Origin of the sequence: Bordetella sp. H567 (genome assembly GCF_001704295.1) — a bacterium.
In the GTDB taxonomy this organism is placed as follows: Bacteria; Pseudomonadota; Gammaproteobacteria; order Burkholderiales; family Burkholderiaceae_B; genus Bordetella_C.
The window spans coordinates 1,506,398-1,529,549 of sequence record NZ_CP012334.1; the positions used below are offsets into that span (position 1 = coordinate 1,506,398).

A 23,152-nucleotide genomic window follows, 5' to 3' on the forward strand; every position below is an offset into this window, starting at 1 on the left:
GGCGCGCAAAGGTTCGATTGTATCGGGATGGCCGAGTCTGGGGGCGCCCGCCCGCCCCTGCGTTGCCGACTGGAGCCGCGACCGCCGCGCGCCAGGTGGCGCGAACCTAGGGGAACCCCGCGGCGCACGGGGCAGTGCACCGCAGGGTGCGTCGGGCGATTCGTGGAAGTCGCCGATAAATGCATTGGATTTTTTAATTTGTGGCCGGGCTGCGTCCTCGCCCATAGTTCAGGAAACGTTCCCGCGGCGCTGGACGGCGGGCCCGACGATAGGATCGCAAGGGGCTTGGATGCACGGATCGATACGCATGCTGCTGTCGGCGGCCGCCTGTGCGGCGGCCATGGTCCTGGGCGGCACGGCCGCGCGCGCGGCTTATCCGGATCGTCCCATCCGCCTCATCATCCCCTGGTCGGTCGGCGGCTCGACCGACATGCTGGGCCGCGTGCTGGCCGACGGCATGGGCAGGCGGCTGGGCGCGCCCGTGGTCGTGGAAAACAAACCCGGCGCGACCGGCACGATAGGGTATGCGCAGGTCGCCCGCGCGGATCGGGACGGCTATACGCTGCTGCTGGGAACCAATAGCACCTTCGCGATAGCGCCGCATTTCTACCATGCGCTGCCCTACGATACCGACAAGGATTTCGCCGCCATCGGGATGATAGGCGCCAACCAGCAGGTGCTGTGCGTGCGTCCGGACGAACCGTTCAAGACCTTGGCGGACCTGGTGGCGGCGGCCAAGGCCAAGCCGGGCGGCACCAGCTATGCGTCCTCCGGCGTGGGCGGTTCCAGCCATCTGGCCACCGAGCTGCTGATGGCGATGACGGGCATCAACATGCTCCATGTCCCGTACCGTGGCGGCGCGCCGGCCGTACAGGGCATCCTGGGCGGGCAGACGCAAGTGGGCTTCGTCGACATCAGCGTGGCGGAACCCTTGATCCGCGGCGGCAAGCTGCGCGCGCTGGGGACCAGCGGCACCAAGCGCGCGGATCTGTTGCCCGATGTGCCGACGCTGTCCGAAGCCGGCGCGCCCGGCTTCGAATCGCTGACGACCTTCGGCCTGTTCGTGCCGGCGGGCACGCCGCCGGAAATCGTGAAGAATCTGAACAAGGTATTGAACGACGTACTGCGCGATCCGCAGACACGAGGACAACTGGCCGCGCAGGGTTTCGAATTGAACGGCGGGTCGCCCGAAGCCTATCGCGGCTATGCCATGACGGAGAGCAGGAAATGGGGAACGCTGATCGAGCAGCGCGGCATCAAGCTGCCCTGACGCCAATCAAGGCGAAGCAGGACGCGGACACGGTGCCCGCTGGCACGGCCGGCACCGACACGGCCGCCGCTGTCGCGGCCCATGCCGACACGGCCCACGCTGCCATGGCGCCCGCGGGCACGGCGCTGCTGTTCACGCCCTACACGCTACGTGGGCTGACGCTGCGCAACCGCGTCGTGGTCTCGCCGATGTGCCAGTACAAGTCGGACGACGGCGCGGCCACCGACTGGCACCTGGTGCATCTGGGCAAGTTTGCGCTAGGCGGCGCCGGGCTGGTGTTCTGCGAGGAAACCGCCGTGGAGGCACGTGGGCGCAAGACCTATGGCTGCGCGGGCATGTACGAAGACCGGCACGTGGCCGCGTCGCGCCGCGTCACGGATTTCATCCACGAGGCCTGCGCGGCCGCCGGCATCCAGTTGGGGCATGCGGGCCGCAAGGCGTCCTGCGGCCCGCCATGGACGGGGTTCAGGCCCTTGACCGACGAGGACGCACGCCACGGCATGCCGCCCTGGCGCGGCGTGTCGGCCAGCCCCTTGCCCGCCAAGCCGGGCGCGCTCGTCCCCCACGAGATGGACGCGCACGATATCGCCCGCATGATCGAGACCTGGCGCATCGCGGCGCGCCGCAGCGTGGATGCGGGCTTCGATGTCTGCGAAGTCCATGGCGCGCATGGCTACCTGCTCCACCAGTTCCTGTCCCCCCTGGCCAACCGGCGCACCGACGCCTGGGGCGGCGACCTGCAAGGCCGCATGCGGCTGGCGCTGGAAATCGCCGAGACGGTCCGGCAGGAATGGCCCGTCGACAAACCGGTGTTTTTTCGCGTTTCCGCGGTCGACGGCGAGGGCGGTGCATGGGATATGGACGATACGGTGACGCTGTCGCGGGCCTTGCGCGAACGCGGCATCGATCTGGTGACCTGTTCTTCCGGCGGCATCGACGGCCCCTTGAACATGGCGGTCGTGCCGCGCACGCCCGGCTACCAGGTGCCTTATGCCGCGCGCGTGCGCCGCGAGGCCGGCATGCCCAGTTGCGCGGTCGGCTTGATCACCGAAGCAGCGCACGCGGAAGCCATTCTGCGCGAAGGCAGCGCGGATCTGATCGCCCTGGCCCGGGAGCTGATGGCGAACCCCAACTGGCCGGTGCAGGCCGCGCGCGAATTGGGCGTGGCGCAGCCCCTGGACCTGCTGCCGGACGACTATGCCTGGTGGCTGAAGCGGCGCGAGGAAATACGCGCCTTGAATGCGCGGGCGTGAAGCGATACGTTCGCGGCACGCGGCGGCACGCGCGCAATGTGGGCCTGTTGCGGGCTTGCCTGTGGGAGTGCTTGCCGCGCGGGGCCTGCCGTCGGACGGGGTGGCCTTACACCTGCGCGATGCCTTCAGGCAGATCGCGCAGCCGCAAGGTCTCCACCAGCGCTTGCTGCAGGCCCTGCGCGGATGACGACAGCGCGCGCAAGCTGCGCGATACCAGGAATAGCTCGCGATGCAGCACCGGGCCTTCCAAAGGTTGGAACGGCAGCTTTTCCAGTTGATGCGTCAGCGCGGTCAGCCTGGGCAGGATGCACAGGCGCCGCCCCAGCATCAGCATGGGATAGAGCGAGGTCGAGCTGGACACTTCCTCGCGATGCTCGGCCAGGTCGAAGTCCTGCAGTGTGCGGCGGTGCAGGCTGCCGATCTGCGTATCCGATGCCAGGCCCACGAGATCCTGGCGGTAGGGCGATACCTGCGACCAGCCGATCGAACCGGCCGCCTTGGCCAACGGGTGATCGGGGCTGCACACGATGCCGTAGCGGTCGCGCAGCAGCAGGGTGTATTCCAGGTCCGCGTAGTCGGACAGGCGGCTGGTGATGCCGAAGTCGACCTCGCCATCGCGCACGCGGCGTTCGATTTCCGCGGAGCCCGCCTCCCGTACGGATAGCGTGACGTGCGGATATTCCGCCTGGAAGCGCGGCAGCGAAGGGATCAGCAGCCAGGCGACGATCGACGGCGCCGCGGCGATGCGCAAGTGCCCGTGCTGCCGCAAGGCCACCGCGCGCAGGTCGCTGACCATCGCATCGAACTGCAGCAGCAGGGCTTTCGCCTGCTGGTGCAGATGCAGGGCGGCGGGCGTCAGCGTCACGCTGCGCGTGGTGCGGTCGAACAGCTTGATGCCGACGTCTTCCTCCAACTGGTGGATGGTAGAGCTGAGCGAGGACTGGGTCAGGAAGAGCCGTTCCGCGGCGCGCGTGAACGATCCCGTATCGGCGACAGCGACAAAGCTGCGCAAGTGACGCAACGTGATGGTGGTCGACATGGTGGATACCGGCGCGGTGGACTGGCCCGCACAGAATATATAGACGGTACGAATCAATCAACCCGAATTTTTCATTTGTAGTCGTTAATGCCGGGTCCTTATCATTTTTTCGGTGCGGCTGGCGCAGAGGGAGCTGAAGCGTGGGAAAAATAGAATCGCAATTCGTCCAGGCCGGCGCGCAGAAGCTGCGCATCGCCGTGGATATCGGCGGCACGTTCACCGACGGCGTCGCCACGCGTGACTCGGACGGCTGCATTTGGGTCGGCAAGACGCTGACCACGCCCGACGACCCGGGCGTGGCGGTGTCCGCGGTCATCGCCAATCTGCTGGCGCAGGCGCGCGACGCGGGCGCCGCCGCCTATGTGCTGGACGAGGTGGTGCACGGCACGACGCTGGTCACCAATACGCTGATCGAGCGCAAGGGCGTGGACACGGCACTGGTGACCACGCAGGGCATGTGCGATGCCCTGGATATCGGGCGCGAATGGCGCTACGACCTCTACGACCTGGAGCTGGTACTGCCCCGTCCCCTGATCGATGCCGGCAAGCGCGTGCAGGCCCGGGAACGCCTGAACGCGTCGGGCAAGGTCCTGGTGGCCTTGAACCGGGCGGAGCTGGATCGCATCGCCCGCGATGTGCACGCGCTGGGCGTGCGTTCCGTGGCGGTCTCGCTGCTGCATTCCTATCTGAACGACGAACACGAGCGCGAGATCGGCGCGTATCTGCAGTCCGCGCTGCCCGGCGTGGAAGTTTCCTTGTCCGCCGACCTGGCGCGCGAGGTGAAGGAATTCGAGCGGACCTCGACCGTGGCCGCCAATGCCTACGTCAAGCCCATCGTGGCCGATTACCTGCGGCAGCTGGAATCGCGCGTGGACGCGGTGCAGCGCGGGGTGCCCTTGCGCATCATGGTCTCCAGCGGCGGTTTCACGTCGGCCAGGTCCGCCGCGCACACGCCCATCTTCCTGCTGGAGTCGGGGCCGGCCGCCGGCGTGCTGTCCGCCTTGAACACCGCGCGCGCGCAGGACCTGCGGCGGGTGCTGGCCTTCGACATGGGCGGTACCACCGCCAAGGCCTGTGTGGTGGCCGAAGGAGAACCGCCGGTCGCGCACAGTTTCGAGTGCGCGCGGGTACACCGCTTCAAGCGCGGCTCGGGGCTGCCCATTTTGATTCCCAGCATCGACCTGATCGAGATCGGCGCGGGTGGCGGGTCGATTGCCCACCTGAACCGCATGGGGCTGCTGAACATCGGTCCGGAGTCCTCGGGTTCCGTGCCCGGCCCCATCTGCTACGGCAACGGGGGCACAGAGGTCACGGTTACCGATGCCGACCTGGTGCTGGGTTATCTGAATCCCGACAACTTCCTGGGCGGCGAAATGCGCCTGCGCAAGGACCTGGCCCTGCAAGGCATGCAGCAGCTGGCCGATCGCCTGGGCATGGCGCCACTGGACGTGGCCTGGGGCATCCACGATATGGTCAACGAGAACATGGCCAGCGCCGCGCGCATCCACATCGCGGAAAAAGGCCACGACCCGCGGGACTTCACCTTTGTCGCCACCGGCGGCGCCGGCCCCGTGCATGCCGCGGAAGTGGCGCGCAAGCTGCGCATTCCGCGGCTGCTGGCCACCATCGCGGCGGGCGCCGGGTCCTGCCTGGGCATGCTGGCCGCGCCCGCGCGCGCGGACCGGGCCTGGTCGCAGCCCGCGCTGCTGGACGAGATCGACTGGCGCGACGTCAACGAGCGGCTGCGCCGCCTGCGCGCCGAGGCGGAGTCGGAGCTGGAAACCGCCGGCGCGCGCACGCAGGACCTGCAGTGGACCATCGGCGCGGAGATGCGCTACTACGGGCAGGGCGATAACGTACCCGTGTCGCTGCCGTGGCAGCCGTTCGGCGACGATGCCGGACAGACGATGCGACAGCGATTCGAGCAGCGCTACGAAACCCTGTACGGCCATCTGGTGCCCGGCGCCCGCCCGCAGGTGCTGACCTGGCGCCTTACCGGCAGGTCGGCCTCCGTGGCGCGCACCTTCCATTGGGGCGGAGGGCGCGGCCATGCCGAGGGCGCCGGCAAGCCGCGCCAACGCGATATCTATCTTCCCCTGACGCGGGCCTTTCATCCCGTCGATGTCCATGACCGCTATTCGCTGCGCCCCGGTGCGCGCCTGCAGGGCCCGCTGGTGCTGGAGGAACGCGAGTCCACCCTGGTCGTGCCCGTCCGGTCGGAGGTGGAGATCCTGCCCGACCTGACGGTTTCCGTCACCTTGAAGGAGTTCGAATGATGCCGTCCGATGTTCATGGCGCGTATGGCGAACCGGCCGGCCAGCTGGCGCGGCGCTTCGATCCGATCGAACTGGAAATCCTGTGGCGCAGGCTGATCAGCATCGTCGACGAGGCGTCCACCGCTTTCGTGCGCACCTGCTTTTCGACGCTGGTCCGCGACGCCAACGATTTCGCGGTCGTGCTGACCGACGCGCAGGGGCGCTCGCTGGCCCAATCGACCATGAGCATTCCTTCCTTCATCGGCAGCCTGCCCGCGACCGTGAAGCACTTCCTGCGCAAGTATCCGGCGGATACCCTCAAGCCCGGCGACGTGCTGGTCACCAATGACCCCTGGATGGGAACCGGCCATATCCACGACGTCAACACCGTCATGCCGATATTCTTTCGCGGCCGGCTGGTGGCGTTCGCGGCGCTGGTGTCGCACCTGCCGGATATCGGCGGCCGCCTGCGCAGCAATGCCAACCGCGAAATCTACGAGGAAGGCCTGCAGATCCCGCTGCTGAAGCTGATGGACGGGGGCCAGGTCAACGAGACGCTGGTGGACATGATCCGCCAGAACATCCGCGTACCGGAGCAGGGCATGGGGGATATCTGGGCGCAGGTCAGCGCCTGCCGGATGATGGAAGAAAGGCTCGCGCCGCTGCTGGAATCGGTGGACCTGGATGCGCTGGGCGCCGCCATCCGCCTGCGTTCGGAAGCGGCGATGCGCGCGGCGATCGCCGCGCTGCCGGACGGCACCTACGAATCCGAGGTGCTGCACGACGGCTTCGAGGAACCCATACGCATCCACTGCAAGCTGACCGTGGCGGGCGACACGATCGCCATCGATTATGCGGGCTCCAGCCCGCAGCAGCCGCGCGCCGTCAATGTGGTGCCCATCTATGCCTTCGCCTATTCGGCCTATCCGATCAAGGCGCTGCTGTGTCCCGAGGTGCCGAACAACGAAGGCGGCTTCCTGCCCATTACGACGCAGGCGCCGCTGGGGTCCATCCTGAACCCGACCTATCCGGCGGCCTCCGGCGGACGTGGCGCGATTGGCCATATGCTGTCACCGGCGATCTTCCTGGCGCTGGCCGAGGTGCTGCCCGAACGCGTATGGGCGTCCGGATCGGCGAATTCGTCCGTGACGATGTTCGGACAGTATCGGAACCGGCCCTTCAACGTGGTGAACTTCATCAACGGCGGACAGGGCGCGACGGCATCGCGGGATGGCTTGTCGGCCATCTCCTTCCCGGCGAACCTGGGCAATACGCCGGTGGAAATGATGGAGACCCTGGCGCCCATCCTGGTGCATCGGCGCGAAATCCGGCGCGGCAGCGGTGGCGCGGGGGCGCATCGCGGTGGCGATGGCTTGACCTTCGAGTTCGAGATCACGTCAGAGGCCTCCAGCGTGGCGACGTCGTTCCTGATGACGCGGCTGAAGCATCCGCCGCCGGGCTTGCGGGGCGGCCAGGCGGGGCAGCGGGGCAGGCTGGTGATCAACGGCACGGAAACGGATCCCACGGAGCAGCGGGTACTCAAGCCCGGGGATCGCGTGCTGATGGAAACCGCGGGCGGCGGCGGGTTCGGGCAGCGGTAGTGGCGGCGATATGGGCGTCGCCGGCAAGGGGCGCCGCCGCGGCGCAAGGGCGGCCCGCCTTCGTCCTGCTCAGAACTGCCGCGCCTGCATGCTGGCTGCCGGTGTTCCGCGGTCGGTCAACCCCATCTTGGCGATCAGCATGTCGAACACGTACCGCGTCAGCGGGTTGATGGAGTCGCCTCGCATCCACAGGAAGTAGTTGGCGTCCGGCAGCGGTGGCAGGCCGTCTTTTTCGCCCAGCACCCGCATGTCCGGTCCCAGGAACTCGATGCTGCGCGCGGTGACGCCCAGGCCGGCGCGCACCGCGGCCCGGATACCCACCAGGTTGGGCGCGACGTAGTTGGTCTGCCACGGTACGCGCGCCTGTTCCAGCGCGTTCAGGGCCAGCCGGCGGAACAGGCTGGGTTCATCGGCCAGCACCAGCGGCACCGGCGCGCCGGCATCGTGCACATAGGCCGCGGAAGCGATCCAGGCGGTGGGCGAAGTGCGCAGGATCACGCCTTCGTATGCTGGATCGAAGCGCGTCGATATGCACAGATCCAGTTCCCCCGCGCGCAGGGCGTTCATCAGGAACGGGCTGCGATCCACGCGGATCTCCAGCCTGACGCGCGGAGACCAGCGCGTGATGTGGGTCAGCACGGTCGGCAGGATGGTATCGGCCACGTCGTGCGGCGAGCCCAGGCGCAGTTCGCCTTCCAGCTGGCCGTCCTGCATCGCGCGCATGGCCTCGTCGTTGATGGCCAGCATATGGCGCGCATAATCGACCAGCTTGCGCCCGTGCGGCGACAGCAGCTTGTTGCGCCCCTGCTTTTCGAATAGCGGCAGCCCCACCAGGCTTTCCAGGCGCTGCATCTGCTGCGTGATCGCGGATTGGGTCTTGTGCAGGCGCTCGGCCGCGCCCGAGAATGTCTGGGCCTGGTCGATGGCCGCGAGCGTACGCAGCAGGTCGAGATCCAGATTGCGCATACGGCCTCCAACATATTACGCATGCTAATGAGTTATTAAGGCAAATTAATTTGTCACGCCGCATTCATGGCCGTAGAGTATCCCCGAAATCGCCTCAATAAAGGAGTATTTCCGCATGGGCAGCCCACATCCGCACCAAAAAGACATCACGCTGGCGATCGAAAACATAAAGGATACTGTACGAACGCAGGGGTTGAACTGCGGAAGCCTGGACGACGTGCTGCGCACCGTCATCGGCCTGGCCAGCCACCGCGACTGGTGGGCCGCCGACCGCTACGCACCGCCGGAGGGCGACGAACGCCAGGCGCGCTACCTGATCAGCGAGGAACCCGACCACGGCTACGCGCTGTACCTGAACGTGATGCGGCCCGGCAAGAAGATCGTCCCGCACAACCATACGACCTGGGCGTGCATCGCCGCCGTCGAGGGAGTCGAATACAACTACGTCTACGACCGCCTGGATGACGGCAAGGAGCCCGGCGTAGGCCGCCTGGCCAAGAAGGACACCGTCGTGGTCGAACCCGGTACCGGCATCGCCCTGATGCCCGACGACATACACGCGGTGGAAATCCGCGGCGACGGCGTGATCCGGCACCTGCACATGTACGGGCGCGCGCTGGAAACCCTGACGGAGCGGCTGTCCTTCGACCTGGACGCCGGCACCTGCAAGGTCATGCCGATCGGCGTGCAGACGCGCCGCTGACGGGAACCCGCGCCATGGAAGAACGATACAAGCCGGGCACGCGGCTGCTGCGTGCCGGGCGGCCACATCGCGGCTGGGTGAACACGCCGGTGACCCGCGCCAGCACCTATATATTCGACAGCGTGCGGCAGTGGCGCGATACGCGCGCCCGCCGCGACCAGGAAAGGCTGCTGTCGTACGGCGCGCGCGGGACGGACAGCACCTATGCGCTGGAAGACGCGCTGGTCGAGCTGGAAGGCGGCTATCGCGCCAAGATGTACCCCACCGGGCAGGCCGCCATCGCGGTGGTGCTGCTGGCCTATCTGAAGGCTGGCGACCATGTCCTGATCACCGATGCGGTGTACGAACCGGTGCGGCGCTTCTGCGCCGAGCAGCTGTCGCGCTGGGGCATCGAGTTCAGCTACTACCGGCCGGACGGCAGCGATCTGCCGGATCGCATCCGTCCCAACACCCGCATGATCTACGCGGAGTGCCCGGGTTCGCTGGTCTACGAAATGATGGACCTGCCCGCGGTGGCGGAACTGGCGCATCGCCATGACTGCTGGCTGGCGGTGGACAACACCTGGGGATCCGGGCTGCTATACCGGCCCCTGACGCTGGGCGCCGATATTTCGGTTACCGCCGCGACCAAATACCTGGGCGGCCACGCCGACGTCATGATGGGCACGGTCGTCACGACGGAGCGCGCCTGGGCGCCGCTGGAACGCGCGACCGTGGACATGGGCCAGACCGTGGGCGCCGACGATGCCTATCTGGTGCTGCGTGGCATGCGATCCATGGCGGCGCGGCTGGCGATGCATGGCCGCCACGCGCTGCGCGTGGCCGAATGGCTGCAGGGACGCGCGGAAGTGGCCCGTGTCCTGTGCCCGGCCCTGCCCGACGATCCCGGCCATGCGCTGTGGAAGCGCGATTGCAGCGGCACCAATGGCCTGCTGTCCATCGAATTCGCGCGCGGCATCACGGACGCCGACGTCGAACGCATGGTCGACGCATTCGGCCTGTTCGGCCTGGGCGCCTCCTGGGGCGGCTTCGAAAGCCTGTGCGTGCCGGTCAACATGGCGCGCGCCCGCACCGTCTCGGATTGGTCGGGACGCGGGGCGATCCTGCGCCTGCATATCGGGCTGGAGGATCCGGAAGATCTGCTGGCCGATCTGGACCAGGCCATGGCCGCGCTGAAACGCTGAGCCGCCGGCGCCGCGCGCGCCGCGATACGACTACCCATCCCGGCATGCCGCGTCCGCGCGGCGTGAAGGGCACGCTTTTTCCTCGATTTCTTGCAGAGTCACATGACGCAGCATTACACCGACACTTCGTCCATCCCGCGCATCGACGCGCCGACGCTCAAGCGCTGGCTGCATGATGGCGCCGAGATCGGCCTGCTGGATGTGCGCGAGCATGGCCAGTACGGCGAGGGGCATCCCTTCCTGGCGGTTTCGCTGCCGTACAGCCGCCTGGAAGCCGAGGCGCCGCGCCTGCTGCCGCGCAAGGGCGCGCGGCTGGTGGCCTTCGATGCCGGCGACGGCGTGGCGCCGCGCGCGGCGGCGGCCCTGCGCGCGCTGGGCTACACGGACGTCCACGTCCTGCAGGGCGGGGCGCCGGGCTGGCGCGACGCCGGCTATACCCTGTTCGCGGGCGTCAACCTGCCCAGCAAGACCTTCGGCGAACTGGCCGAGCACATCTGCCACACGCCGCGCATCAGCGCGGCGGACCTGGAAAGCCGCCAGCGCGGCGGCGACAAGCTGGTCGTCCTGGACGGCCGGCCCTATGCCGAATACCGCAAGATGAATATCCCGGGCGGCATCTGCTGCCCCAACGGTGAACTGGCCCTGCGCATCCAGGACCTGGTGCCCGATCCGGATACCACCATCGTCGTCAACTGTGCGGGCCGCACGCGCAGCATCATCGGCGCGCAGACGCTGATCAACCTGGGCGTGCCGAATCCGGTGCTGGCGCTGGAGAACGGCACGCAGGGCTGGTACCTGGCCGATCTGCCGCTGGAACATGGTTCGCGGCGCAAATACGCCGAGGCGGTCTCCGCCGGCGCGCTGCCCGCGCTGCGCGAGCGCGCACAAGCCGTGGCGCGGCAGCATGGCGTCGTCACCGTGGACGCGGCACGGGTGCGCGAGTGGCTGGCGGATGCCAGCCGCACCACCTATCTGTGCGACGTGCGCACCGAAGAAGAATACGCGGCCGGCACGCTGGCCGGCGCGCAGCACACCCCCGGGGGGCAGCTGATCCAGGCCACCGATCAGTACATCGGCGTGCGCAATGCGCGGATCGTGGTCGCGGATGGCGAGGGCGTGCGCGCGCCCGTGGTGGCGAGCTGGCTGCGGCAGATGGGCTGGGACGTGTACGTGTTGCGCGAGGGCGTGGCGGCGGACGTCGGTGCGCCGGCAGCCGCCGTCCCGCTGGCGACACCGCCGGCGATCGCGACCGCGGACCTGGCCGCCGCGCGGCGCGATGGCGCCGTGCTGGTGGACGTGCGTCCCGGCATGGCGTACCGGAAGGGGCATATCGCCGGCGCGCGCTGGTCGATACGGCCGCGACTCCCTGACTTGGGCATCGCGGCGGATGCGCGGGTGATCCTGTTGGCCGCGGACGCCGCCGTGGCCGCGCTGGCCGCGCGCGAGCTGGCCGGCATGGGCATCGACCAGGTGCGGTTGAACATGGACGGCCCCGACGCCTGGCGCGCGGCCGGATTGCCCATGGAGGCCAGCGAGAACGAGCCGGCCGACAAGGACTGCATCGACTACCTGTTCTTCGTGCACGACCGCCACGACGGCAACAAGGCCGCCGCGCGGCAGTACCTGGCCTGGGAAACCAATCTGATCCATCAGATCGACGAACAGGAGCGGTCGATCTTCCGTTTTCCGGTCCGTACGGACCAGGATTGAACGCACCGCCGGTCTACCGGATCCGGCGCCAACCACCAAGGGGAAACAACGATGAGAACCACTCTGTACCTGTTCGCCGCGGCCGCCACGCTGGGTGCCGCCGTGGCCCACGCCGACGCGCTGGACGACGTGAGGGCGCGCGGCAAGCTGATCTGCGGCACGCAAAGCGCCAGCGTCCCCTATGCCTACCAGGACACGGCCACGCGCAGCTTCGTGGGCTACGACGTCGACATGTGTGCCGCCCTGGCCAAGGGCCTGGGCGTGGCGCTGGAGCACAAGCCGCTGTCGACCGAGGCGCGCATTCCGGAACTGAAGATGAATCGCGTCGATGTGGTCGCCGGTTCGATGGCTTACCTGCCCGAGCGCGCGCAACAGGTGGACTACAGCCTGCAGTACCTGCAGGGCAGCATCAAGGTGCTGGTGCGCAAGGATTCCGGCATCGCGTCGCTGAAGGGCCTGGCGGGCCACAAGGTATGCGCCTCCAAGGGCTCCAGCTCGGCCGCCATCGCCGCGCGCGTGCTGCCCGAATCGCAGGTGCTGTCCTTCCAGGACGTGGCGTCCTGCTACCTGGGCCTGCAGAACGACAAGGTGGATGGTTTCACCGCCGGTGAACTGATCCTGAAGCGATTCGAGCTGGATTCGCAGAAGTCCGGCAGGCCGACGGTCCTGCTGCCCGAGCCGACCTATGTCGAGCATATCGGCGTGGTCGTCAACAAGGGCAATCCCAAGCTGCTGGCCGCGATCAACAAGGTGATCCAGGACATGGACAAGGACGGCACGCTGAACGCCATGTACGACAGGTGGCTGGGCGCCAATTCGATCTACAAGCTGACCCGCACCTTCAAGGTCGAGCCGGTCGACGCCGAATAGGGCGGTCGCGAGCGCCATGCATTTCGATTTTGCTTTCCTCACGAGCGGGAACTACGGCGCCACGCTGCTGGCGGGCGCCGTCACCACCGTGCGCCTGTTCGCGGGCGCATGGGTGCTGGGTCTCGCGATCGCGCTGCTGCTGGTCGTGCTGCGCGCGATCCCCTGGCGCCCGCTGCAGCTGGTGGTGGCCGCCTTCGTCGAATACCACCGCAACGTGCCGACCGTGGTGCAGATCATGGTGTGGTATTTCGGCATGCCGCAGATCCTGCCGGAGGGCCTGCGCCTGTGGATCAACCGCGGGGATACCGAGTTCCTGTTCGGCCTGATCGCGCTGAGCCTGAATGTCAGCGGCTTCATGTCCGAGGACATCCGCGCCGGGTTGCGCGCCATCCCCGGGACGCAGGTGGAGGCGGCGCGTTCCGTCGGCCTGAGCGCCTGGGGCGCGCTGCGCCACGTCATGCTGCCGCAGGCGGTACGCATCGCCGTGCCGCCGCTGGTCAACCGCTCGCTGATCCTGTTCAAGGACACCAGCCTGGCGATGGTGATCGGCGTGGGCGAGCTGACCTACCAGGTCAAGGCGATCGAGAACCAGACTTTCCGGTCGTTCGAAGTCTTCGCCGTGTCGACCGCCCTGTACCTGGCCGCATCGCTTGCGCTGATGGGCCTGGGGGCGTGGTTCGGCCGCCGCTATCCGCCCGCTTTCAGGAGATGAGCCATGTGGCAGATTCTGCATGACTACGGCCTGATGTTCCTGGTCGGCGCCTGGCCGCAGGGGCCGCTTGGCGGCTTTGCCGCGACGCTGATCCTGGCGGGCGCCGGCCTGGCGATTTCCTTCCCGCTGGCGATCTGCCTGGGCCTGGCGCGCACGAGCGGCGTGCGGGCGCTGCGCTGGCCGGCCACGGCGTGGGTCTACGCCTTCCGCGGCGTGCCGCTGATCATGATCATCTTCTGGGCGTACTTCGTCCTGCCGGTGCTGACCGGCGCCACCGTGCCGGCCTTTGCCACCGCGCTGTGCGCCATCGTGCTGTACGAATCCGCCTTCCTGGGCGAAATCGTGCGCGCCGGCCTGGAAGGGCTGCCGCCGGGCCAGACCGAGGCGGCGCGCGCCGTCGGCCTGAACTACGCGCAGTCCATGCGGCACGTGATCCTGCCGCAGGCGCTGGCCAACATGATTCCCTCGCTGGTCAACCAGTTCGTGTCGACCATCAAGGCCACGTCCATCGTGTATGTGATCGGCGTCCAGGAAGTGACCTTCGCCGCCCAGCAGGTCAACAGCATGGAGATGGCCCATGCGCTGCAGACCTTCCTGGTGCTGGCCGCCCTGTATTTCGTGCCGTGCTTCGCCCTGTCGCGCCTGGCGGGCCGCCTGGAGCGCGGACTGGCGCGCAAACGGCTGCGCGCCGCCTGAGCGCGCACGGCCATAGCCTTGGAGATTGCCGTGATAGAACTCGACAAAGTACAGAAATGGTATGGAAGCTACCACGCGCTGGACAACGTCTGCGGGCGCGTGGAGGCGGGGCAGGTGGTGGTGGTGTGCGGTCCGTCCGGGTCCGGCAAGTCGACGATGATACGCACCATCAACCGGCTGGAACCGATACAGGGCGGCGTCATCCGCGTGGCCGGGCAGGACATTCATGCGAAGGGCCGTGACATCAATGCGCTGCGGGCCGGCGTCGGCTTCGTCTTCCAGCAGTTCAACCTGTTTCCGCACCTGTCGGTGGCCGAGAACATCATGCTCTCGCCCGTCCGCGTGCACGGGATGTCGCGGCCACGCGCCGCCGCGCTGGCCCGCGAGCTGCTGGCCAAGGTGGGCCTGGAGCATAAGTTCGACGCGATGCCGGCCAGCTTGTCCGGCGGCCAGCAGCAGCGCGTCGCCATTGCCCGCGCGCTGGCGCAGCATCCGCCGCTGATCCTGTTCGACGAGCCGACCAGTGCGCTCGATCCCGAGATGGTGGGCGAGGTGCTGGCGGTCATGAAGCAGCTGGCCGCCGAGGGCATGACCATGGTGGTGGTCACGCATGAAATGGGATTCGCGCGCGAGGTCGCCGATCGCATCTGGTTCATGGACGAAGGGCGCATCCTGGAGGACTCCACGCCGGACCGCTTCTTTGCCAACCCGGATCATCCGCGCGCCCGCAAGTTCCTGTCCGACGTGCTGCGGCCGGGCGCGCCGCTGGCCGTGGCCGCCGGCGCTCCCGCGCCGTCGCCGCGCTCCGGCCTGTCGGCATCGGCGGCCTAGCGCGACCGGCCCCGGACGCGGCTGCGCGCCATACGTCAACCTACCGTTTCATCAACACGGCCGCTCAGCTAGTACATCGCGGCCGACAAGGGGAAGTACCATGCCATTCAAACGAATCGCCGCCTGCGGCGCCGCCGCGCTCTGCGCGCTGTCCATCTCCACCGCCCAGGCGGCCTATCCGGAATCGGGCACGCCGGTCCGCATCGTGGTCGGCTTTCCGCCCGGCGGCGGCGCCGACGTGTTGGCGCGCGCCGCCGCGCTGGGCGTGTCCAAGGCCCTGAACGCCAACGTCATGGTCGAGAACCGGCCCGGCGCCAGCGGCATCATCGCCACCGACTACGTGTCGCGCGCCAAGCCCGACGGCTACACGCTCTACATCGCCACGCCGGGTTCGCTGACCATCCTGCCCAATCTGCAGAAGGTGCCCTACAACCCGGCCAAGGACTTCACGCCGATCTCGCTGCTGGTCACCATGCCCAACGTCCTGGTCACCAGCCCGAATTCCGGCATCAACAGCATCAAGGACCTGATCGAGCGCGCGAAGTCGAAGGACGTAACCTATGCATCCGGCGGCAACGGCACCATCGGCCAGATGGCGGCGGAGCAGTTCAACATGATGGCGGGCGTGCATATGCGGCACATCCCGTACAAGGGCACCACGCCCGCCCTGACCGACGTGGCCGGCGGGCTGGTGGAAGTGACGTTTTCCGATCCCTCGGTCAAATCGCTGGTGCAATCCGGCAAGCTGAAGGCCCTGGGGGTGACGACGGTGAAGGGCTCCGACGAGTTCCCCGGCGCGCCACCCATCGGGCAGGCCGGGGTGCCGGGCTACGAGCTGACCAACTGGTACGGCGTCATCGCGCCGGCCGGGGTGCCGCAGGACATCGTGGAAACGCTCAACCGCGCCTTCGCGCAGGCCATGGCCAATCCCGATATCGTCAAGACGCTTGCCGCTTCCGGCATGACGGCCACCTCCGACACGCCCGCCCAGTTTGGCGAGCTGATGACCAAGGAGCGCGCCAAATGGGCGGATCTGGTCAAGAAGGCCAACATACGGCTGGATTGATGAAGGGAATCGGCGGCGGCATGCGCCGCCGCGGGAGAGCGATATGACATCCATTGCGTCGAACGAGCGCCGCTATCCGCAGCTGGCGCACTGGGGCGCGTTCACGGCCGTGGTGCGCGACGGGCGGCTGGTCGCCTGCGAACCCTTCCAGCAGGATCCCGCCCCATCGCGGCTGCTGGAAGCCATCGCGCCCATGGTGTATTCACCGCATCGCATCGCGCGGCCGGCGGTGCGCAAATCGTGGCTGGCCTCGCGCGGCGCGGCGGGCGGGGCGCTGCGCGGACGCGATGAGTTCGTGGAAGTCGACTGGGACGCGGCGCTGGACCTGGTGGCGGGGGAGATCGCCCGCACGCGCGCCGAGCACGGCCCGGCCGGGCTGTTCTGCGGCTCCTATGGCTGGTCGTCCGCCGGGCGGCTGCACCACGCCCGTTCGCTGATCCGCCGTTTCTACTTCGCGGGCGGCGGCGGCGTCGACCAGCTGGGAAACTACAGCTGGGGCACGGCGCAATTCCTGCTGCCGCACGTGATCGGCACCTATACGCCCTTGACGGGGCGGGTGACGTCCTGGCCCAGCATCATCGCGCATACCCAGGTATTCCTGGCCTTCGGCGGGCTGGCGCTGAAGAACGGCCAGGTATCGTCGGGCGGCGCGGCCGAACACACGCAGGAATACTGGCTGCGGCAGCTGGCGGCCAAGGGAGCGCGGGTGATCAACGTAAGCCCCACGCGCGACGACTGCCCCGATTTCCTGAACGCCGAATGGATACCGATACGGCCGAACACCGACGTCGCGCTGATGCTGGCGCTGGCGTACGAATTGCGCCGCGCGGACGCGCACGACCGCGCTTTCCTGGCCACTCACTGCGTGGGCTACGAAGCGCTGGAAGCCTACTTCACCGGCGCGGCAGACGGCGTGGCCAAGGATGCCGATTGGGCCGCCGGCATCACGGGCATCCCGGCGCCGCGCATACGCGAGCTGGCACGCGCCCTGCACGGCACGCGCAGCTATCTGACCTGTTCGTTCGCCGTGCAGCGCGCGCAGCATGGCGAGCAGCCCTACTGGATGGTGATCGCGCTGGCCGCGATGCTGGGGCAGATCGGGCTGCCGGGCGGCGGCTTCGGTTTCGGCCACGGGTCCATGAACGGCGTGGGCAATCCCCGCATCGCCACGCCGGGTCCGGAAATGCCCGTGGGGCGCAACCCGGCGGACCTGGCGATTCCGGTCGCCCGCCTGACCGAGATGCTGGAAAAACCTGGGCAGCCGTACCCGTTCCAGGGGGAAACCCGCCATTATCCCGACATCCATTTCATCCACTGGGCGGGCGGCAATCCTTTCCACCACCATCAGCAATTGAACCGCCTGCTGGCGGCGTGGCGCAGCAAGCCCCGCACGATCGTGGTCAATGAGATCTGGTGGACGCCGGTGGCGCGGCATGCCGATATCGTGCTGCCCATCACCACATCGCTGGAGCGCAATGATATCGGCGGCTCGTCGCGCGATCGCTATGCGCTGGCGATGCATCGTGCTATCGAGCCGCTGGGGCAGGCCCGCAACGACCTGGACGTGTTCGCGGCGCTGGCACAGCGCCTGGGCTACGGCGAACGCTATACCGAAGGCCGCGACGAGATGGACTGGATCCGGCACATCTATGCGCAGTTCGCGCAAACGCACGAACGGGCCGGCGTGCCGCTGCCGCGGTTCGAGGACTTCTGGGCGCAGGGCCACGTCAAGCTGCCGCCGCCCAGTCGGGACTTCATCCTCTTCGAGGACTTCCGCAAGGACCCGGCCGCGCATCCCTTGCGCACGCCCAGCGGGCGCATCGAACTCTATAGCGAAACACTGGCCGCCTATGGCTGCGCCGACTGCGGACCGCATCCGCGCTGGATACCGCCCGGCGAGTGGCTGGGCGCGGACAGCGCACGGGACTATCCGCTGCACCTGCTGACGGTGCAACCGGCCGACCGCCTGCACAGCCAGCTGGACGCGGCGCCGCTGGCGCAGTCCAACAAGGTGGGTGGCCACGAAGCCGTGCGCATCCACCCCGACGACGCGGGCGCACGGGGCCTGCGCGACGGCGATGTCGTGCGTTTGTACAACGCGCGCGGTGCCTGCCTGGCCGGCGCGCAGCTGGACGCGGGGCTGCTGCCCGGCACGGTTGTCATGTCGACCGGGGCCTGGTTCGCGCCCGGTGCGCAAGACGATGCCCCCGAAACCGCGGGCACCGCGAACGTACTGACGCTGGATGTGGGTACTTCCACGCTGACGCAGGGACCGAATGCCATGAGCTGCCTGGTACAGGCCGAGCGCTGGCAAGGATAGCCAATCGAAATTCAAGCAAGGAGCATGACGATGGGCATTATTGGAGAATTCCTGGCGGGCCGCGATGGCGCCGCCCGTCGCCACGGCGAGATCGCGGTCGGGTCGATGTCGTCCGGCATGGCGGTCGCATTGCCGTACGTCGCGGTGCGCGGCGCCCGGCCAGGCAAGACGCTATGGCTGCACGGGCAGGTACACGGCGACGAGATCAACGGGATGGTAGCCGCGTTGCGGTTCGCCGCGCGGCTGGATTCGCAGTCCATGCAGGGCAACGTGGTGGTCACGCCGACCGGCAATCCGCATGCGTTGGATAGCCGGCGCAAGCGCAATCCCTATGACGATCTGGACCTGGATCAATGCTACCCGGGCAACCCGCGCGGGCTGATCTCCGAACGGCTGGCACATGCGTTGATGAACGAGATTCGCGGCACGGCGGATTGGTTGATCAATCTGCATACGATGAATGCGCTGTTCGATTCGAAGCCGTATGCGGTGTACAAGCTGCATCCGGACAGCGGTGTTTCGGAAGCCGGTTTGCTGCGTGCCATCGCCTTGTTCGAGCCGCATGTTGCCTGCCGCATGGATGTGGGTGGCAAGGGCGAGCTGCCGGGCAATATCGCCGGCGCGCTGGACTACCAATGCCTGGCCGCGGGCATTCCGGCCTTCATGCTGGAACTGGGCGGCGGTAGCCGCTATGAAGCCGCCAATGTCGCGCTGGCGGAACGGGGGTTCGAGCGTTTGGCCATTCAGATGGGGATCCTGGAAGGGGCGGTCGATGCGGCGCGGAAGGTGCGGCGGGTGACGCGCCGCGGCTGGGTCACCTTCGATCGCGGGGGGCTGTTCGTGCCGCAGGTGCAGGCGGGGGATACGGTGTCGGTCGGGGCGGCGTTGGGTACCTCCATGGATATCCATGGCAACGCGCTGGAGGAAATCTGCGTGCCTGGGGATGGGATCGTCATCGGATTGCGTCGTGATCCTGTCGTGCATACGGGGGAGCGGGCGGCTTTCGTGGGGTATGAGTGGGATAGTTTCGATCTCGCTTGATCGGGTTGGGGGTGCGGTGATTTGGGGGATGTTGGGCTAGGCGGCAATCCGGTTATCGCTCGGTTCTCTTGGGGTTTATGTTGTTGCTAGGGCCGTCCGCCGGGGGTGAGGCCTACCGGGCCCGGCCCGGAGGAGCCGGTCCGCCGCCTTCGCGGCGGACTTCCGCGTCGTCATCCTCGTCCGGCGGCCGAACCTCGTTTGCGTTCTTGCGGGTTTTTTGCCCGGCCGTCCTTCCTTCGGATTCCCTCGCGCGGCTCCTACGGGCCGGACCCGGCAGGCCTCACCCCCGGCGGACTCCGTTGTGCCTTAATCACGGTCGCTGGGGCGGGCGGGTTTCTTGCGCTTCGTGGGTGATGTGATTCGCCGATCGAAGATATTGTGTTGCCCGTCGTTTCGGGTCCGCCCAGCGCGGCCCCGAAACGCCTACGCGTTGCGTCATGCCACGGTTGTCGGCGTGCGTGGATCGGAGTGGCCAAGTGAAATCCGATGCCTGCGCAAATCGGATCATCGCTGGGGACTGTCAGGATTTTTGTGTTTGAGGCATTTGAACGTCGTCGTGTTTCTGACTCTCCAGGTTCATGCTACTTCAGTGATATGGGTCGGTGAAGCGTTCTGCATAGATGATGGCAAACTGGTTCATGGCCAACCTCCAGTCGTGCGTGGCGCAGCCCCAGGTGCCCGTGATATTGCGCAGGACTAACCACAATAACTTGGTTGCGGCGTCGTCACTGGGGAAGTGTCCACGGGTCTTTACCGATCGGCGCAATTGCGCATTCAAGCTCTCGATGGCATTGGTGGTGTAGATGATCTTTCGGATCGCCGGGGGAAACGTAAAGAACGGGATCACGCGGTCCCAGGCGCGATGCCAGGTCTGGGCGATGGTCGGATATCTTTGGCCCCAACTGCCTTGCTCGAACACTGCCAGCGCCGCTTGCGCAGCCTCCACGGTCGGTGCGGTGTAGATCGGCCTGAGAGCCGCAGCCACTATCCGGCGCTCCTTCCAGCTCGCATATTCGACGCTACTGCGCATCAGATGCACGATGCACGTTTGCAGTGTGGTGCTTGGAAATACCGCGTTCAGCGCCTGCTCCATTCCCTTTAAGCCGTCGGTGACCGCGATCAGGATATCCAGCGTGCCCCGAGTCTTGAGTTCGTTGAACACCTTCATCCAGAACTTCGATCCCTCGGTCTGCTCGATCCACAGGCCCAGGATGTCACGAGTGCCGTCCGGCAGGATCGCCAGCGCCAGGTACACCGCCTTGTTGCGTACCACGCCATCTTCGCGGATCTTCACCCGCAACGCGTCGAAGAACACCACCGGATACATGGTCTCCAAAGGGCGGTTCTGCCAGGCGATCACCTCTTCCATAACCGCGTCGGTCACCGAACTGATGAACTCGGGCGAGACTTCCGTGCCGTACTGCTCAAGCAGAAAACCTTGGATCTCGCGCACCGTCATCCCCCGGGCGTACATGGCGATGATCTTGTCATCAAATCCCGTAAATCGACGCTTGTGCTTGGGAATCAGGATCGGCGCAAAACTGCCTTGCCGGTCCCGGGGAATGTCCACGCGTAGCGGCCCATCGTCGGTTATCACCGTCTTGCCACTGGTGCCGTTGCGATGGTTAGTGCTGCCTTCGGGCGGGTCCGTGCCGGCGCCATAGCCCAGGTGCTGGCCCATTTCCGCGCCCAGCGCCCGTTCGATCAGGGCCTTCTTGAACGCCATCGAAAGGTCCTGCACCGACTCCGGCGTCATCGGACCTTTGACGAACTCATCCATCAGATTTGCAGGAATCGATGGCAATTCCCTCGGAGGTGCCTTTTGCTTGGTAGCCATAATGTGCTCCTCTGGAGCAGCTATGTTAGGCCTCAAACACAAAATTTATGACACTCCCCATCGCTGGCGCTGGCCGCCGCAGCCGGCGAAAGATCTCGCCATGCCCGTCGCTTCGAGGCCGCCCAGCGCGGCCTCGAAGCGACGGGCATGCCAAACGCTTCCATCGGCCAACGGAGCGTACCTACGAAGTGCCAAGCACACCGTCCGTCCCAGCGGCCCGTGGCTGAGGCACGGCGGAGTCCGGTGGGGTAGTGGCCTGTTGGCGCCAGCCTGTTGAGGGCGAACGAGCGGGCGCCGTAGGGAGCCGAGGCGCGGATGCCCTGAGCAAGGACGCGCACAGTCAACGCCCGGCGGACGAGGTCAGCGACGTGGTGTCCGGCCCCCGCGGGCCGGACCGCCCGATCAGGCTGGCGCCAACAGGCCACTACCCCGCCGGACGGCACGAGCACTACGATCTACGCTCACTACGACCCACGCTGAGTCCTGACCCACGTTCGCCACGATCCGCGCGCAATGCGATTCCCCAGCGGATATCACACAAGCGAACAAAACCATCACGCCCCGACGGACGTGCCGAAAGCCTTCCGCCGCAGCATCTCCTGGAAGGCAGCGAAAATGCGCCGCATGTAGGCGGGCTTGTAGGGATACAGGTCCTCTGGATCCATGGCGTGGATCACCCCGCAGGTATCGCCTTCGAACACCAGCAATCGCCCATCCTGCGTCTCCGCGCAATCCATCACCAGATAATCCAGCCCCACGCGCCGGTGAATATCGGCGAAGGCCGCGGTGTGCCGGGCGCCGAAGCCGCTGTCGAAGTCGCGCATCTGTTCCGCTTCTTCCGCGCGGTTGGCGGCGTTCTCCGCCATGTCGGCGTTCAGGTAATGCACCATCCAGCGCGGCGAAATCCCCAAGTGGCCCAGGTAAGGTTTCCCATCGACCAGCACCACGCGGTACTTGCGATAGCGGCCGTCCGCGCTGCGGTATTCGACGAAGCGCGTCAGGTAGAAGTCGGTCGCTTCGCTGCCGGCCAGGTATTGCGCCATGCCCGCCGCATCGTCGATTTTTGCCAGGCCGTTGCCCGCGTGCGTATCGATGGGACGAACCAGCACGGGGTAATCGACGCCGGGCAACACCGTGGACGGCGTCGCGCTGCCGTCCGCGATGGCGGACAAGGCCGCGCGCGCGATGCGTGCGATGTCCGGCACCACGATGCCCTGGGCGCCGCGCAGGGCGGCGGACAGGCCGTCCCGTGACGTGTTCAGCACGTGTTCGGGCCGGTTCACCACAGGCTTGTGCCACGCGCCTACCGGGCCCGTCAGCGCTTGCAGCAGCGGACGGTTCGCGGCGGATTCGCCGATGGCGATCATCAAGGCGTCGTGCTCCGGCAGCGTGGCCGGCGCCGGCACCCCTTCGCCCACGTACAGGATGTCCAGCGACACGTCGGAATCGGCGATCAGGAATTCCAGCGGCGTGTTGGCCAGGAAGTCGCCGCAGGATACCAGCGCAAGCAGGCGCAGCGTGGCGGGGCGTGCCGCGGGCATGTGATACAGCGGCTGGCTTTGCACCGCGTGGCGTTGCAATGCCAGCGCGGTGTCGCGCTGGCCCAGCAGCAGCAGCGTCATGGAAAGATCCAGCGCGGCGTTGGCGTCATCGGGGTCCTGCCGGGCGCGCGCCAGCAGTTCCTGGCGCAGGGCTTCCAGGTCGCCCTGCTGGAACGCCAGGGTGATCAGCCGCGCCTTGCCGATCAGCGGCGGATGTTCGATGTGCCCGTCGGCGGGGGAGGCGATGTCGTTCATGC

At 67.2% G+C, this 23,152-nt stretch carries 18 protein-coding genes; 14 read left to right on the top strand and 4 right to left on the bottom strand.

Annotated elements, in window-relative coordinates:
• The first annotated feature begins 289 nt into the window (after nt 1-289).
• Both AKI39_RS06830 and AKI39_RS06835 read left to right on the top strand, forming a co-directional pair.
• The gene (locus AKI39_RS06830) at nt 290-1,270 is read left to right on the top strand and encodes a Bug family tripartite tricarboxylate transporter substrate binding protein (protein WP_066633968.1); all 981 of its coding nucleotides are present in this window, start codon (nt 290-292) and stop codon (nt 1,268-1,270) included.
• Nucleotides 1,228-2,523, top strand: coding sequence for an NADH:flavin oxidoreductase/NADH oxidase (locus AKI39_RS06835; protein ID WP_235610762.1), 1,296 nt, complete (start codon nt 1,228-1,230; stop codon nt 2,521-2,523). Before AKI39_RS06830 ends, AKI39_RS06835 begins: the two co-directional genes overlap by 43 nt.
• A 106-nt stretch (nt 2,524-2,629) precedes the next feature.
• On the opposite strand, the gene AKI39_RS06840 is transcribed toward AKI39_RS06835, so the two are convergent.
• On the bottom strand, nt 2,630-3,562 hold the full coding sequence (locus AKI39_RS06840) for a LysR family transcriptional regulator (protein WP_066642344.1): 933 nt from the start codon (nt 3,560-3,562) through the stop codon (nt 2,630-2,632).
• Nucleotides 3,563-3,702: 140 nt separating this feature from the next.
• On the opposite strand from AKI39_RS06840, the gene AKI39_RS06845 reads away from it, so the two are divergent.
• Nucleotides 3,703-5,838 carry a hydantoinase/oxoprolinase family protein gene (locus AKI39_RS06845; protein ID WP_083228669.1) on the top strand — a complete coding sequence of 712 codons (2,136 nt, stop codon included), beginning with the start codon at nt 3,703-3,705 and terminating at the stop codon, nt 5,836-5,838.
• Nucleotides 5,835-7,418: a hydantoinase B/oxoprolinase family protein gene (locus AKI39_RS06850; RefSeq protein WP_235610763.1), complete on the top strand. Its 1,584-nt coding sequence runs from the start codon at nt 5,835-5,837 to the stop codon at nt 7,416-7,418. Before AKI39_RS06845 ends, AKI39_RS06850 begins: the two co-directional genes overlap by 4 nt.
• Before the next feature lie 69 nt (nt 7,419-7,487).
• On the opposite strand, the gene AKI39_RS06855 is transcribed toward AKI39_RS06850, so the two are convergent.
• On the bottom strand, nt 7,488-8,384 hold the full coding sequence (locus AKI39_RS06855; RefSeq protein WP_066633970.1) for a LysR substrate-binding domain-containing protein: 897 nt from the start codon (nt 8,382-8,384) through the stop codon (nt 7,488-7,490).
• 115 nt (nt 8,385-8,499) lie between these two features.
• Between AKI39_RS06855 and AKI39_RS06860 the strand changes: the two genes are divergently transcribed.
• The 10 genes from AKI39_RS06860 (at nt 8,500) to AKI39_RS06905 (ending at nt 19,517) form a co-directional block, all read left to right on the top strand.
• Nucleotides 8,500-9,087 (top strand): hypothetical protein, encoded by a 588-nt coding sequence (locus AKI39_RS06860; RefSeq protein WP_066633971.1) that lies wholly within the window; start codon nt 8,500-8,502, stop codon nt 9,085-9,087.
• Between the two features lie 14 nt (nt 9,088-9,101).
• Entirely contained in the window at nt 9,102-10,271 is a 1,170-nt protein-coding gene (gene metC, locus AKI39_RS06865) for a cystathionine beta-lyase (RefSeq protein WP_066633972.1), read from the top strand.
• A 102-nt stretch (nt 10,272-10,373) separates the two neighbouring features.
• On the top strand, nt 10,374-11,981 hold the full coding sequence (locus tag AKI39_RS06870) for a rhodanese-like domain-containing protein (RefSeq protein WP_066633974.1): 1,608 nt from the start codon (nt 10,374-10,376) through the stop codon (nt 11,979-11,981).
• 51 nt (nt 11,982-12,032) lie between these two features.
• Complete coding sequence (locus AKI39_RS06875; protein ID WP_066633978.1) at nt 12,033-12,851, top strand: ABC transporter substrate-binding protein; 819 nt, start codon at nt 12,033-12,035, stop codon at nt 12,849-12,851.
• Nucleotides 12,852-12,867: 16 nt separating this feature from the next.
• Nucleotides 12,868-13,563, top strand: a complete 696-nt coding sequence (locus tag AKI39_RS06880; RefSeq protein WP_066633980.1) for an amino acid ABC transporter permease — start codon at nt 12,868-12,870, stop codon at nt 13,561-13,563.
• 3 nt (nt 13,564-13,566) lie between these two features.
• Nucleotides 13,567-14,259 (top strand): amino acid ABC transporter permease, encoded by a 693-nt coding sequence (locus tag AKI39_RS06885; RefSeq protein ID WP_066633982.1) that lies wholly within the window; start codon nt 13,567-13,569, stop codon nt 14,257-14,259.
• 30 nt (nt 14,260-14,289) lie between these two features.
• Nucleotides 14,290-15,090, top strand: a complete 801-nt coding sequence (locus AKI39_RS06890) for an amino acid ABC transporter ATP-binding protein (RefSeq protein WP_083228670.1) — start codon at nt 14,290-14,292, stop codon at nt 15,088-15,090.
• Between the two features lie 100 nt (nt 15,091-15,190).
• On the top strand, nt 15,191-16,156 hold the full coding sequence (locus tag AKI39_RS06895) for a Bug family tripartite tricarboxylate transporter substrate binding protein (RefSeq protein ID WP_066633984.1): 966 nt from the start codon (nt 15,191-15,193) through the stop codon (nt 16,154-16,156).
• A gap of 43 nt (nt 16,157-16,199) precedes the next feature.
• Nucleotides 16,200-18,476, top strand: coding sequence for a molybdopterin-dependent oxidoreductase (locus tag AKI39_RS06900; RefSeq protein ID WP_066633986.1), 2,277 nt, complete (start codon nt 16,200-16,202; stop codon nt 18,474-18,476).
• A 30-nt stretch (nt 18,477-18,506) separates the two neighbouring features.
• Nucleotides 18,507-19,517, top strand: coding sequence for a M14 family metallopeptidase (locus AKI39_RS06905; protein ID WP_066633994.1), 1,011 nt, complete (start codon nt 18,507-18,509; stop codon nt 19,515-19,517).
• Between the two features lie 586 nt (nt 19,518-20,103).
• On the opposite strand, the gene AKI39_RS06910 is transcribed toward AKI39_RS06905, so the two are convergent.
• Nucleotides 20,104-21,354, bottom strand: a complete 1,251-nt coding sequence (locus AKI39_RS06910; RefSeq protein WP_066631610.1) for an IS256 family transposase — start codon at nt 21,352-21,354, stop codon at nt 20,104-20,106.
• Between the two features lie 554 nt (nt 21,355-21,908).
• Entirely contained in the window at nt 21,909-23,150 is a 1,242-nt protein-coding gene (locus AKI39_RS06915; RefSeq protein WP_066633995.1) for an ATP-grasp domain-containing protein, read from the bottom strand.
• Nucleotides 23,151-23,152 lie beyond the last annotated feature (2 nt).